The following is a 13,305-nucleotide window of genomic DNA, read 5'->3' as shown; positions in this document are numbered from 1 at the left end:
GGGGCGCTCCACTTGGGTCGGTCGCCGGGCCCGGGGGGGGGGGGGCGCCCACGTGGTCACCGCGGCCGGGGGGGGGGGGGCGCGGCCCCGCCCCCCCCCCCCCCACCACGGGCGAACGTGTGTCTACGGTCCTACAGCCAGGCAGGCAGCTGCGGCAGGGGCGCCCCGCTGGTGGTCCGCAGATCCGGTGCCGCCGCCCCGCGGGTCAGCCAGCGCGCCAGGTCGGCCGCGCGGCCCTCGACGCACTCGCCGGCCGTGTCCGCCGGGCGCGCGTCCCGGTCGGTGACCCGGACCGTGAGCGGGAGCGACTGGACGGACCGGCGGCGGTCGAGGGCGTCTGCGATCAGGGCGTCGAGGAAGTCGCCGGGAAAGGCCGTGAAGTCCCCGCCGTCCGGCAGGTCGCAGGCATGGATCCAGACCTCGCGGCAGCGCAGCCAGGGAATCGTGCGCGCCGGGACCGTGCGGCCCTGCGCGGTGACGACGGGTGCGTCCCAGCCGGTCTGCGCGATGCCCGCGAGCGCGGTGCCGAGCCGGTCCTGCTCCGCCACGACGAAGTCGCGCAGCGTCGCGACGGGCCAGGCGGCGCCCGCCGCGATCTCCTCGACGCGGGCCTCGGGGCTCGCGTACATGGGCGTCGGTTCTCCCGTCGCCGCCCAGTGCGCCAGCCGGGACAGGGCCCGCGCGTTGTGGCCGACGTGGGAGAGCAGGTGCCGTCCGGTCCAGCCGGGCAGCGCGCTCGGCCCCTCCAGCCGCTCGTCGTCGAGCTCCTTGAGGCAGGCGAGGAAGTACTCGTGTCCTTCCGCCATCCAGCGCAGGTACGCGGTCGGAGCCGCTTCGGTCATGACGCCTCGCCCCGGCGGACCGGCGTGACCAGCTCGCCGATGCCCTCGACGCGCGTCACCACGGTCTGACCGTCGGCGAGGTAGCGAGGGGGTTTGCGGGCGTGTCCCACCCCACCGGTGGTGCCGGTGGCGATCAGGTCGCCCGGGTTGAGGGTGACGATCGTCGAAATGTAGGAGACCAGGTCGGCCGGGTCGAACAGCAGGTCGCCGATGTGGGACTTCTGCACCACCTCGGCGTCGATGGCGCAGCTGATCTCGGCGTCCTCAACGAGCTCGTCCGGAGTGACCAGGTACGGCCCGAGCGGGGTGGTGGCCTCCCAGGTCTTGCCCTGGAGCCACTCGCGGGTGCGGAACTGCCAGTCGCGCAGCGTCACGTCGTTCAGCACGGTGTAGCCGGCGATGGCCGCCCGCGCGGTGTCCCGGTCGGCGCGCCGCACCCGGCGGCCGACGACCACGACCAGCTCGGCCTCCCAGTCCACCGCCTCGGACTCGGGAGGCAGCGTCAGCGGGTCGTTGGGGCCGATGAGCGCTTCGGGGTACTTGGCGAACAGGGTCGGATACTCCGGCAGGTCCCGGCCCATTTCGGTGATGTGCGTACGGTAGTTGAGCCCCACGCACACGATCTTGCCGGGGTGCGGGACGACCGGTGCGAGCCGCGCCGGCTCCACAGGGACGACGGGTCCGTCCGCGGCGGCGGCCACGGCCTGCCAGTCGTCGCGGGCCAGCAGGGTGCCGACGTCCCCGGGGCCGATGTCGACGTACCCGCCCTCCTCCACCCGGACCGTGCGGTGTCCGTCCTGCGTGCGTACGGTCGCGAGCTTCATGCTCCGGGCCTTTCCTGGTGCGAGCGGTCGAGGTGCAGCCGTTCGAAGATCGGCGCGTCGGTGAAGCGGAAGAGGTCCAGGCCGTCCTCGGTGGCCAGTACGAGCGGCTGCCACGAGGGGACGACGAAGAGGTCGCCGCGTTCCACGGTCCAGCTGGTGTTGCCGACGGTGACCTCGCCGGTCCCGTCGAACACCTGGAAGACCGAGGAGCCGACCTCCTGGCGGGGAGCGGTCCCGGTGTCCGGTGCGAGCCGGTGGAATTCGCAGCGCAGGGTGGTCAGCACGTCCCCGCCCGTGGTCGGGTTGGTGTAACGCACCGCCGCGTGGCCGGGCTCCACGGTCACCGGCTCGCCCTCGGCCTCCAGCGCCAGCTGTTCGGACAGGGCGCGGTCGGTGTACTCCCAGCGGTAGGCGAGCAGCGGTGTGGACGGGGTGGGCCGCAGACGGGTGAGCGGCCGCAGCCCCGGATGGGCCCAGAGCCGCTCGGAACGCGACCGGTCCGGGGCCTCGCGGGTCTCGACCTCGTCCGGGCCGAACTCGAAGAAGGTCGCGCCGGTGTAGTGCTGGAACGGGATGTCGAGCCCGTCGATCCAGGCCATGGCGTGCCCGCTGCGGTTGTGGTGGCCGTGCCAGTTCCAGCCCGCCTGCGGCAGGAAGTCGCCGCGCCGCATAGCGACCGGGTCCCCGTTGACGACGGTCCACACGCCCTCGCCCTCGACGACGAACCGGAAGGCGTGCTGGGTGTGCCGGTGCACCGGCGCGTCCTCGTTCGGGTTGAGGTACTGGATGGCCGCCCACAGCGTGGGCGTCGCGAACGGCTGACCGCCGAGACCCGGGTTGGCGAGGGCCATCGCACGGCGTTCGCCGCCGCGCCCGACCGGGATCAGCTCGCCGGCCCGCGCCGCGGCCGGCCGCAGCCGCTGCCAGCGCCACAGATGCGGCACGGCCCGCGACGAGGGACTCGGCGGCATCAGCTCACCGATCTCGGTCCACAGCGGTACCAGAAGCTGGTGTTCGAAGGAGCGGTACAAGTCCTCCAGCTGGGGCGTGCGTTCAGGCTGGTCCGAGGCGTCGGTGGCCTGGATGCGCACAGGTGACGTGACGGGTGTCATGCGGGTACTCCCGATCTCTCGACGGCGGCATGCCGTCGACTCCCTGCGGGTGCCGGTCGTCCCCCACCCTTCACCCCTTCCCGCTCTGTGGGATAGGTTTTTCTGCTGTGAAGAATGCACCGCCCTATCCGATCGCCTCGGTCGACCACGCGCTGCACCTGGCGCTGCTGCTCAGGCAGGAAGGGCCGCTCGGGGTCAGCGACGCGGCGGCACGGCTCGGGGTGTCGGTGTCGACAGCCCACCGGCTGCTCGCGATGCTGGTCTACCGGGGTTTCGCCGAGCAGCGGACCGACCGCCGTTACGAGGCCGGGGAGGTGCTGCGCCCGGCCGCCGCCACCCTGGCGCCGGTGGCGGAGCTGCGCCGGGCCGCGCTGCCGTTGATGGAGCGACTCGTCGACCGGACGGGGGAGTCGGTCAACCTGATCGTCCTCGCCGGAGCCGAGGCCCGGTTCGTCGCCACCGCCGAGTGCGACCAGGTCCTCAGGGTGGGCAGCCGGGCGGGCCGGGTCCTGCCTGCCCACCTCACCTCGGGCGGCAAGGTCCTGCTGGCCGCGCTGGACCAGGATCAGGTCACCGCCCTGTACGCCGCCGATCCGGGAGTGGACCTGCCCCGGCTGCGTCGCGAACTCGCCCTGGTCCGGAAGCGCGGGTTCGCCATCAACGACCAGAAGACGGAGACCGGACTCACCGCGGTCGCCACCGAGGTCCGGGACCCGGACGGGACACCCGTGGCCGCGGTGGCCCTCGCGATGCCGAGCGCCCGTTTCGACCAGGACCACCTGCCGGGCTGGGTCGCGGCGCTGCACGGCACGGCAGCGGCGGTCACGCGCGCACTGGGCTGACGGCAACCCGGCCGGGAAGGGAGTGTCCGATCTGACCGGACGTATCCGGAAGCCGGGCTTCACCGTACTGGTCATAGCGGTTCTTCCACTTGGACAGGCAGCCGCGGGACACGCCGGTCTCGGCGACGTGGGCGATCGGAAGGGTGCGGCCGGGCCGGAGCGGCATCAACGCAGGTAGAACTCGACGGCCCGACGAACCCAGTCGGAACGGACTTCCATTCGGCGCACGTCACCCGAGTAGTCCCGTACACCGAGTCTCGCGAGTCCGTAGATCGCGGGAGCCTGCACCGAGGGGTCCGGGTCGAAGATGCAACTGGCGATGGCCTCCGTCGCGACCGGTCCCCCAAGGCGCACCAGGGCGTAGATGGCCCGTTCCCGTACCTGACCGCTGCTGTGGCGGGAGGCCCCTGCGATGACCGTGACACATTCCGGGGACCGGATCGATTCGAGCGCGTCCAGGCAGGCGGTGATCTCCTCCATGTCGTGCGATGTGCTCAGCAGAGAACGTAGGGACCCGATGAGCATCTCGGAACGAATGACGCTGGCGGCCCCCAGCGCGGCCATCCTCATTTCCCGGTCGGACTCCGGCTGTGTCAGTACGTCGGCGAGAACGGCTCCTGCCTCGTCAGGCCTCAGAGTTCCTAGAAGCCGAAGGGCTGCCGCGCGTACAGTTCCTTGTCCGAGGCGTACCTCGGTACGGAGGAACTCAGCCGAGGGAGCCTCCTGGTAATGCGTCACAACCTGCAGGATCGCCTCCCTGATCAAAGGGGAGGGATCACGCTCCACCAGTTGCAACAACTCCAGCGCGTTCTCCTTCGGCAGTGAGGTGCGCAAAGCATAGGTCGCCCCTTCCCGCACGATCTCACTGCGGTCTTGAAGCGCCAGTTGCAGAAGGGGGAAACGATCGCGCGGCAGAATGTCGGCGGCGATCTCCGTGAAAGCCTCGCGCACCAGAGCGGACGGCTCGGAGGAGAACTTCTGGATCAGGTATCCCTCGTCGAGCAGGCTCGCAACGGCCGGAACCTGCAAGACGGTACGACGCCTGAGGTCCACGTCGGCGGAAGTGAAGAAGGAACCCAGGGTTTCCCGCCAGCCGTGCGCGCGGCTCGTGAGAGTAATACGGAGTCCGAAGGACGCGATTTCGGAATCCTCGGACCGTTGGATTTCGCCGACTTCGTCTTGGAGCCATAGGTAGTGATGGTCCGACAGGAGCCGTAGCAGGCTTCCCTTCGCGCGAGGGGGACACTTCGCCCATAGCCGCAAGGCGTTTTCCTCCGAGGGAGACTGCATTCCCCTGACACAGTAGGAATCGAGCACCAGCCTCCAGATCCGCAAGGGCCAGGTCTGCGTTTCTCCGGTCAGGAGTCCCAGCAACTCTGTATTTCCCGAGTCCACGATGGCCCGCCGGATGAGTGAGTCGTTGAAGGACTTCACCTCCTCGTTCATCGATGTGAGGATGCGGAGCACGTTCAGCCCCCCTTCGGAATCCTGAGGGACCAGCAGGGCGAAGATCTCCGCGGGCTCCAGTTCGGCGGGCCTGCCCAGGCGGCCCGCCCGCGAGAGCACCACCCTGCGGATCGTCTCCGAGTCCATGGAACGTCCGACGCGCCTGATGAGATGCAGGAGTCGGTCGTCTCTGCGGTAGAGCCTGTCGAAGGAGATGGCCGCGACGCAGACGAAGTGCGGGCTCGCGATCTCGCCGGAAGCCAGCTGGAGCTCAAGTTGCTGGAGGACCACATTGGACGGCGTCTCGTTCTGGCCGAGCCAGGCCCCGACTCCCCGGTCCAGCAGTTCGATCTCGAGTTCGTCCTGCGACCCACCGGTCCTGAGGAGCAGCGCCGCCGAGAGCAGGCTGTCGTGCGCCGGGCCGAACCGCCCTGGCCGAATCTCGCGTACCAGACCGAAGGCATCGAGGTGGGCCATGGCAAGTTGCACGTCATACTCCGTCAAACCCGGCGCACTCGCCGCGATCGACCTGACTGCCTGCGGGCCGGCGCTGGCACTGAGTCTCGCGATTTGGTGGAGGACCACGAGCGCGTCCTCGGCCTGCGAGCGCTCAAGTGGTTCCAGACGAGCCCGCACTGCCCTGGCAAGTACTTCTGCCGGCGTCGCCTCCCGCTGAGACCTGTTTCCGGCCAGCCGTCGGGTGTACTCCTCTTCCAGGATCGCCTGCCAGGCGACCGGCCAGACCAGCCCTTCCTCCGTCGCCACCTTTTTCGACAGCGCCGCGAGACGGCGAGGTGGAATACGCACCGGAGTGTCTGCCAGAGCGGACTGCGCGTACTTCACAGCATCGTCGGTCGTGACTCCCCTGATGACACCGATGTACTGGGCAGGTCGCGTCGTTTGGGCTATCCGTGCGAGCAGTTCGCCCATGTAACGGTCACGGACTCCGAGAATCACGGCCAGATGGGAGTGCTCCAGACATGAGATCGCGATCAGCGAGGTGAGGATCGACTTCTGCTCCGCGGTTTCTTCCACCACGAGTTGCTCGGCCTGGTCGATGAGGAGGCAGACCCGCTCCGATCCCTCAGTAACCAGCGATAGGAGGCGCGCCAGAACAGAGTCGGTCCCCGGACCACTGGTTGCGGTGGCGGACTGGATCATCTGAACGATGTTGACGGAACTGGATCGTTCGACGTCACCTGCCGACTGCTGAATCTGCTGCACTCCTGGTTCACGCCCCAGGCTGCTGGCCACGATTATCAGCAAGTTGTCCGGATCGGCGATCTGTCCGGCGGAGAGGTAGACGGGCCGCCATCCGTTGGACTCGATCACGGCTCGCGCACGCGTCTGGAAGAACGACGATTTCCCCGCTCCGACCGGCCCGGAGATGATGCCCCACCGAAGTACTCCGCGAAGCGTGTCCGCCACCACACCTTCGGCGTCCTGCCAGGACGCGAACGCGAACGGAGCCGCGTCCAAGGCGACGAACGGGCGGAACGGCCCTCTGGACCGGGAACCGTGGCCTTCGCTGCTCTGATTCATCACAGGCCCTCAAACGCCTCGGAGTTACTCAGAGATTGCCCCGCAATCTGCTTCCCAGCCATTGAAGGAACCGCATGACCGGTTCCGGCTCGATGAGATGCGTCAGGAGGAGTGTCATGGGTGCGGCCACCGCCATGGCTTCCACACTGGACAGCGATCCGATGGCCAACGCCCCGGTCGTCACCGTGAGAGCGGCGGCCAGAGCCTGGATCGCTCGCGACACCTTGCTGCTGCCGTTGTCCAAGTGCTCCGCCTGCGCGGCTGCTAGCTCGGCATCTGCCGAGGTGATGGTCACCTGTCCGATGCTGCCCAGCGCCGCCCGGACCTCTTCGAGTGATACGTCATGCAACGCCGCGGAGCCGAGCAGAGAGCTGGCGAGATCCAGCGACTGACCGACCTGTTGTCTGATCCGCACCCCGCGCGAAGCTCTGATGCTCCCGACTGCCTGCGAGAATTCGCCATCGGTCTCCGCGTACTGGTCGACTGCGATGTCTTCGGAGTCCGATACGTCACCTACCGACTGGCGCCTGTTTGCAGGTCCGCTGTTCTCCGCCGCCATCACCGCGTTCCCATCTGCCCGCCGAGCGCCACTTGAACGCCAGGTTCCGTGCTGTTCTTCGCGGTATCGATCAGCCGTGCCGACCGATCCTCCGACTCATCTCCGTCGGCGAACGACCGAGCCAGCGATTCCGCCGCGATGATCTGGGCTCGCATGCGTGGTCCGGGGTCTGCGAGTGTGATCGGTACATACGTGGACGGGTCGTGAAGGTCTTCCATCAGTGCGGGGGTGAGCAGGCCGGCGGACAAGAGCAGGTCACAAACCGTCTTGAACCCCCGGACGGCCCCGATGTAGTTGAGCGGATCCTCGGCCATCCGACGGAATGAGGTGGAGAAATCTGTCCCGTCTCGCGAGACGTTGCCGTAGGGGAGCGGCATGCCGCCGTACAGATAGACGTCCCCGCTCCAACGGACACCGGCGTTCCATCCGCCCTTGTAGAGCATGGGCCAGCCACCGCCGAGTTCGTACTCGTAGGCTTCCAGGAGTTCTGCTGCCGTCTTTTCCTGAATCCTTCTGGCGCGCGACAGACGCATTCTTCCCAGTGGCACTATTCCCCGGGCTGTCACAGGGAACGTGAGGTCTCCCACCCGTGCGCTCAGCGACCCGCGTCCTGCATCACGAAGCGATCCGCCGAGCCTGCGAATCAGGTCCTCGACATATGTCTCCTGCCCGAGGATCGTACGCACTTCGTATGACACATCCACGGAGGAATCACACCCGATGTGGGCGCGGGATGCCGAGACGATATTGCCGAGTATCTCGTCGCCCAGGGTCCGGGCATGAAACCGGTCTACGCTGAGCCGAATCGTCAGGCTGCGTTGCGTAACACCTGATCGCGAGAGGTCGATGAGACTGCGCAGCATTTCTGACGCGTCCGCGGCCGTCCGCGCCCATTGGCCGGCGGTGTAGAGGCTGACATTTTTCGTGAACGTGCGGTTCAAGAGGGCTGCGACCACGGTCATTTCATAGGTGGGTTCACCCCCTCCGGTGATGATCAGTTCTTCCAGGGGGTGGGACGCAGAGAATCGAACGACTGCGTCCAGGGCGCTCGGCGGCAAAGACATGCGGCGCGCATCGCCGACACCACGGGGGACAGGACTGTACTTGCAGAAGGTGCATCCGACGTCGCAGTTCAGTGTCGGCTCGACAAAGAGACGACGGGGATACAGGCGATGGACGGCCTCGTCGGGCAGTTCGAACCGTAAATCAGTGGGAAGGAATTCGGTCAAGTGAATGCACCCCTTCGAGCTTCAGTGGTCCAAACTGACTCGCTCACCTGGGCGGTACGAAACAATTGCCGTTCCATGATCGGTCCGCGTGATCAGATGCACCTTGCCGAGGCCATGGACGAGCCCGGCAGAGCCCACTACGTGGAGCAAGGTGTCCTCGTCAATGGCGACGGCGCGCTCCACGAGACGTGAGGCCACGGCCGTGATGGCGCGAGACAGGGTGCCCCACTGGGTGGCGTGCACCTCGACCGACCAGTCCAGGAGGCCGATACCGCTGCTGATGAGAAGCTCGTCCGTTTCCTCGCTCGACTCCTCCGGACAGATCCGGATGCCGTCGTGCAACCAGCCGCCGACGATCCCGACCTGCGCCGCCGCCGCGGCACCCGCGGAGTATCCGCCGTAGGGGCGCGCACCCGTCCGCAGCCACTCCCGCAGTTCTCGAGCGTAGGGGGAGAGCGCCTGCGCGTAGGTGGGTGTGTGTCCTGCGCAGACGAAGAGCGCGTCCCCGTCGGTGTCCTGGAGGCGCTTCATGGTGAAGGGGTCGTTCTCGGTCGCCATCACGGGAACCGGCCTGCACGTCTGCGCCGCCTGCAAGGCCTTGGCGGCCCGCTCGTACGTCCCCCAGTCGCCCTCCGGGTGAACGACGACGCAGGCGATTTTGGGATTGGGCACTCGACTGGCCGCCGCGGCTACGAAGGGGCCGTAGATGTCGCCGTACACGTCGCTGCGCTCGCCCCCGCCAACAAGGTGGATTCCCAACCCGGCCCCCCGATTCCGTATCGCCCCTCGACGCGGGAACAACTGCCCCCGACTCAGGCTACGACGAGCGGTAGTCCACGTACAGACAGTGAACAGATCGGGTGACAACCGGGACAAATTTCCTACCGTCGGCCGTGCGCTCGTCGGAACAGAGGCCGATCGGCGCTCTCCTCGACCATGTCGACGGCTGGCGGGCCGCGGTGCTCAAACCCAATTCCCGCCAGCGGGAACAGTGCGGCGGCTGATGGTCCGGCTGCGCGACCGGTCCGGCGCTTGAAGGTCGCCGAGTGGCTCCGCGATGTATGTGTCAGACCCTGGCCAGGGTGATGTTCTGCGGGGTGGCGTGGAAGAACGACGGCAGCGTGCCGGACGAGGGGTGAGTCCGTGGTCGTCGCCTCGAAATGAGTTGCACTGAGTGAACCGTCCACTGGGGCCGCGGCGGGAGCGGTGCCGCACTTGGAGCGGGCAACGGACAGGAATGAAGGACCCCTGGATGATGCGGATCAGGCCGAGTCGGCGTGGGCCGCGCGGGCCAGCAGGCCGGAGAGCAGCACCTCCAGCGTCTGCCGGAGTGCGTCGATGAAGTCGAGGCGTGCCGCGGCCAGGTCGGGATCGGCCTCGTACGCGGCGATCACGGCCGCGGACGGATGCGCGTGTATCCATACGGCGCCGGTCGTCATGAAGGTCGCTCCGGCGAAGCGCAGTGCGTCGTACTCGCCGAGTTCCGGGATCCGTTCGCGGACGAGGCCGGCCAGCACGGCGGTGTTCGCGTTGGAGGCGTGCTTGTACTCCGCGGCCGCCCGGGCCGACACGTTGCGTTCCAGGACGGAGGCCTGGGCGTTGACGAGATCGCACAGCACCGGACGCTCGGTGAGCGTGGCCGCGAGAACCGCGGCCACCTGGTCGCCGCGCGACATGGCCTCGGCGTCCATGTCGACCCCGCTCCGGAGATCCGCGCCCAGGTGGTCGAGCCACTCGTGGCAGGCCGTGTCCAGCAGTTCCAGGAGCACCGCCTCGCGGGACTCGAAGTAGCGCAGCACGTTCGACTTCGCCAGGCCCACCCGGCGGCTCAGCTCGTTGAGGCTCACCTGTGCGACCGGCATCTCCGTGAGCATCGCGGCGGCGGTGTCGAGGATCGCCTGCCGGCGCAGAGCGCGTTGCGGTTCGCTTCGGGCGCGCTGGAAGGGCGTGGTCATGTGTCCCAGGTTACAGACTCCCGGTCTTTTGCTATCGAACCACCGGTCTGATAATTTTCCTGCAAGAGACCGATGGTCTGATAGAGGGGAGTTGCTGTGTACAACCTGCCTGACCAAGGCGGCAGAGTGGCGGTCGTCACCGGCGCCAACAGCGGCGTCGGCAAGGAGGCCGCGCGCCGGCTCGCAGATGCGGGGGCATATGTGGTCATGGCCGTGCGGACCCCCGCGGCGGGGGAGCGGGCGCGTGCCGAGCTGCTGCGGCGGAACCCGGACGCGCTGCTGGAGGTGCGCCGTCTGGACCTGGCCGACCAGGCCTCGGTGCGGGAGTTCGCCGCCGGACTCGTCGCCGACGGGCTGCCGGTCGATCTGCTGCTCAACAACGCCGGAGTGATGGCCCCTCCGGCCCGGACCGTCACGGCCGACGGCTTCGAGCTCCAGATGGCCACCAACTTCCTCGGCCCCTATGCCCTCACGGTCCGGCTCCTGCCCGCCCTGCTCGTGGCCCGGGCGCCGAGGGTGGTGTTCATGAGCAGCGGAGTTGCTGATCACGGGCGGATCGACTTCGACGATCTCCAGTGGGAGCACCGGCGCTACAGTGACACCCGGTCCTACATGCAGTCCAAGCTCGCCGTCCTCATGCTGAGCCAGCGGCTGGCTGCGCTCGCCGCCGACCGGGGCTGGAACCTGTTGAGCGCTGCGGCGCACCCCGGATACACGCGGACCAACCTGCTCACCTCGGGCCCCAGCCTCGGGCGTGACAAGCCGAAGCGCTCGCTGTTCACCATGCTCGGCTTCCTGCCCTCACAGGACGTGACCGAGGGAGCGGGTTCGCTGCTGTACGCGGCGACGAGCTCCGAAACCGTCCCCGGCGGTTACTACGGGCCGGGCGGCCGCCTCGGTCTGGTCGGGCCGACGGTCTCGCTCGACGTCACCCCGAAGGCCCGCGACGCCGTGGCCGGTCAGCGCCTGTGGGCGGAGGCCGAGCGCCTCACCGGCGTGGTGCCGATGGTGTCCACGTCGTGACGTGCCGCCCGGCCGTTCCGGGTCCCGGCCCGGCCGGACGCAACCGATCCATCAGCCGCGCAACACCATGTCAACCGGAGGTACCGTCATGACCGTCATCACTGTGAACACCCCGAAGGGCCGCCTGAGCCGGGAGCAGCGCGCCAGGCTCGCCGAGTCGCTGACCGACGCCGTACTCGTTCCCGAGGTCGGCCAGTTCGTCCCGGCGGCCCGCGTCGGATTCCAGGTGCACTTCGTCGAGCGCGAGCCCGACATGGTCGCCATCGGAGGGATCCTGCTCGCCGACGCGGCGGAGCCGGCGGACGTGATGGTCATCGACGTGGCCGTCATGAACGCGGACTGGTCCGACGAGGTCCGCGGCGAGGCCATCCGTCGTGTCCTCGCGGCCATGACGGAGGCCTGCGGGCTGCCGGAGCCGTCGCCGACCTGGTGGGTGAACTTCCGTGTCATCGAGGAGGGCGCCTGGGGCTCGCGCGGCGGTGTGCTGTCGATCCTCGATCTGCTCGGCAGCGGGGTGTTCACCGAGGAGCGGGCCGAGGCCATTCGGGCCGCGCTGGCCTGACGTGTTCGGCCGGGGCGCTACAGGCCGAAGACGCGACGGGCGTTGCCCGACAGGAACAGCTCTCGCGTCTTCGCGTCCAGGCCGAGGTCGTCCAGGTGTTCCAGGGCCCGAGCCGGCGTGATCATCGGGTAGTTGGTGCCGAACATGACCTTGTCGCGCCCCCGGCCGCGCAGGTATTCCACCAGTTCGGGCGGATAGCGCCGGGCCGTGTAGGCGCTGGTGTCGATGTAGACGTTCTCGTGTTTGTCCGCGACAGCGATCATCTCCGTGGTCCACGGGTAACCGATGTGCCCGCACACGATGACGAGTTCGGGGAAGTCCAGGGCCACCTGGTCGACATAGGGGATGGGGCGCCCGGTCTCGGAAGGGCGCAGTGGGCCCGTGTGCCCGACCTGGGTACAGAAGGGGACTCCGAGGTCCACGCAGGCCGCGTACAGCGGATAATAGAGCCGTTCGGTGGGCGGCAGGCCCCAGAGCCAGGGCACGATCCGCAGCGCCACGAAATCCAACTCCCTGATGGCATAACGGAGTTGGCGCACGCCCTCCATGGGGTTCGCCAGGTCGGCCCCCGCGACGCCGCGCAGTCGGCCACCGGACCGCTCGACGAATCCGGCCACCTCCTCGTTGCTGATCAGCGGTCCGTCGGGGCCGTACCAGGCCGCCGCGAGGCCGAGTTCCACGTCTGCGGCCTCCAGCGCGGACACGGTCACCTCGACCGGCAGGGCCTCCTCGAGAAGGCCCTGCCCGGTCCACCGCCGCAGTGACTCGAACATCTGGTGGTTGGAGTGACGCAGCGTCGGATGCTGCATCCACACGTCGACGATGGACAAGGTTCCGCCTCTCCGTGCTGTCGTGGTGCGGTCAGGGTGCGCCGTGCCGGATGCCGTTCGAGGGGTCAGGTGAAGGAGACGGCGCCCTGGGCGACGGCGCAGAGGGCCACGGCGCCGTCGGCGGCGACGGTGGTCAGGTCGCATCGGGATACGGCGCGCGTGCGGCCGGCCCGGATCACGTGGGCGCGGGCGCGCAGGAGTACGCCCTGTGCCGGGCGGACATAGTCGATGGTGAATCCGGCGGTGAGCGGGCGGCTCCCGGCCGCGGTGCCGGCGGCGAAGGTCAACGCGTTGTCCGCCGCGTAGCTGAGGACCCCGCCGTGGACGAAACCGTTTTGCTGGCAGAGCTCTTCGCGGATGTCGAGCTCCAGTGCGGCCTCTCCGTCACCGAATGCCACCAGTCGTGCGCCCAGGAGGACACTGAAGGGCTGGGTCGCCAGGATCTTCTGGGCGAGGGCCAGGTCGGGGACGTCGGTCATGTTCTTGCCTGCCTTACTTCACCATTCTCAATTCACTACTGAACTGAGAATGGTGCCCGG

At 68.4% G+C, this 13,305-nt stretch carries 13 protein-coding genes; 3 read left to right on the top strand and 10 right to left on the bottom strand.

The features are described from left to right. Positions 1 to 131 precede the first annotated feature (131 nt). Genes ACFWPQ_RS38315 through ACFWPQ_RS38305 form a run of 3 tightly spaced genes read right to left on the bottom strand, consistent with a single transcriptional unit; the run spans position 132 to position 2,778 of the window. Positions 132 to 842 carry a maleylpyruvate isomerase family mycothiol-dependent enzyme gene (locus ACFWPQ_RS38315; protein WP_384045545.1) on the bottom strand — a complete coding sequence of 237 codons (711 nt, stop codon included), beginning with the start codon at positions 840 to 842 and terminating at the stop codon, positions 132 to 134. Next, positions 839 to 1,666: a fumarylacetoacetate hydrolase family protein gene (locus ACFWPQ_RS38310; protein ID WP_384045542.1), complete on the bottom strand. Its 828-nt coding sequence runs from the start codon at positions 1,664 to 1,666 to the stop codon at positions 839 to 841. Before ACFWPQ_RS38310 ends, ACFWPQ_RS38315 begins: the two co-directional genes overlap by 4 nt. Next, a complete protein-coding gene (locus tag ACFWPQ_RS38305) occupies positions 1,663 to 2,778 on the bottom strand; it encodes a cupin domain-containing protein (protein ID WP_384045539.1) in 1,116 nt (371 codons plus the stop codon). The genes ACFWPQ_RS38310 and ACFWPQ_RS38305 overlap by 4 nt, the downstream gene beginning before the upstream one ends. A 107-nt stretch (positions 2,779 to 2,885) precedes the next feature. Between ACFWPQ_RS38305 and ACFWPQ_RS38300 the strand changes: the two genes are divergently transcribed. After that, the gene (locus tag ACFWPQ_RS38300; RefSeq protein ID WP_384045536.1) at positions 2,886 to 3,620 is read left to right on the top strand and encodes an IclR family transcriptional regulator; all 735 of its coding nucleotides are present in this window, start codon (positions 2,886 to 2,888) and stop codon (positions 3,618 to 3,620) included. Positions 3,621 to 3,785: 165 nt separating this feature from the next. On the opposite strand, the gene ACFWPQ_RS38295 is transcribed toward ACFWPQ_RS38300, so the two are convergent. The 5 genes from ACFWPQ_RS38295 to ACFWPQ_RS38275 form a co-directional block, all read right to left on the bottom strand. Next, positions 3,786 to 6,608: a hypothetical protein gene (locus tag ACFWPQ_RS38295; protein ID WP_384045533.1), complete on the bottom strand. Its 2,823-nt coding sequence runs from the start codon at positions 6,606 to 6,608 to the stop codon at positions 3,786 to 3,788. 28 nt (positions 6,609 to 6,636) lie between these two features. Continuing rightward, the gene (locus tag ACFWPQ_RS38290; protein ID WP_384045530.1) at positions 6,637 to 7,167 is read right to left on the bottom strand and encodes a hypothetical protein; all 531 of its coding nucleotides are present in this window, start codon (positions 7,165 to 7,167) and stop codon (positions 6,637 to 6,639) included. Continuing rightward, complete coding sequence (locus ACFWPQ_RS38285; RefSeq protein WP_384045527.1) at positions 7,167 to 8,396, bottom strand: hypothetical protein; 1,230 nt, start codon at positions 8,394 to 8,396, stop codon at positions 7,167 to 7,169. Before ACFWPQ_RS38285 ends, ACFWPQ_RS38290 begins: the two co-directional genes overlap by 1 nt. A gap of 21 nt (positions 8,397 to 8,417) precedes the next feature. Continuing rightward, positions 8,418 to 9,116: a hypothetical protein gene (locus ACFWPQ_RS38280; protein ID WP_384045524.1), complete on the bottom strand. Its 699-nt coding sequence runs from the start codon at positions 9,114 to 9,116 to the stop codon at positions 8,418 to 8,420. Positions 9,117 to 9,658: 542 nt separating this feature from the next. Next, the gene (locus tag ACFWPQ_RS38275; RefSeq protein WP_384045521.1) at positions 9,659 to 10,351 is read right to left on the bottom strand and encodes a TetR/AcrR family transcriptional regulator; all 693 of its coding nucleotides are present in this window, start codon (positions 10,349 to 10,351) and stop codon (positions 9,659 to 9,661) included. Positions 10,352 to 10,447: 96 nt separating this feature from the next. Between ACFWPQ_RS38275 and ACFWPQ_RS38270 the strand changes: the two genes are divergently transcribed. Both ACFWPQ_RS38270 and ACFWPQ_RS38265 read left to right on the top strand, forming a co-directional pair. Next, positions 10,448 to 11,374, top strand: a complete 927-nt coding sequence (locus ACFWPQ_RS38270; protein WP_384045519.1) for an SDR family oxidoreductase — start codon at positions 10,448 to 10,450, stop codon at positions 11,372 to 11,374. 88 nt (positions 11,375 to 11,462) lie between these two features. Further along, positions 11,463 to 11,936, top strand: a complete 474-nt coding sequence (locus ACFWPQ_RS38265; RefSeq protein WP_384045517.1) for a 4-oxalocrotonate tautomerase family protein — start codon at positions 11,463 to 11,465, stop codon at positions 11,934 to 11,936. A 17-nt stretch (positions 11,937 to 11,953) separates the two neighbouring features. Here the strand turns inward: ACFWPQ_RS38265 and ACFWPQ_RS38260 are convergent, their stop codons facing one another. Beyond that, on the bottom strand, positions 11,954 to 12,766 hold the full coding sequence (locus tag ACFWPQ_RS38260; protein WP_384045514.1) for an amidohydrolase family protein: 813 nt from the start codon (positions 12,764 to 12,766) through the stop codon (positions 11,954 to 11,956). Between the two features lie 65 nt (positions 12,767 to 12,831). Further along, a complete protein-coding gene (locus tag ACFWPQ_RS38255) occupies positions 12,832 to 13,245 on the bottom strand; it encodes a PaaI family thioesterase (protein ID WP_384045512.1) in 414 nt (137 codons plus the stop codon). Positions 13,246 to 13,305 lie beyond the last annotated feature (60 nt).

It is taken from the genome of Streptomyces sp. NPDC058464 (assembly GCF_042721035.1).
Lineage (GTDB): Bacteria > Actinomycetota > Actinomycetes > Streptomycetales > Streptomycetaceae > Streptomyces.
This window is presented reverse-complemented; position numbering and strand designations above follow the sequence as displayed.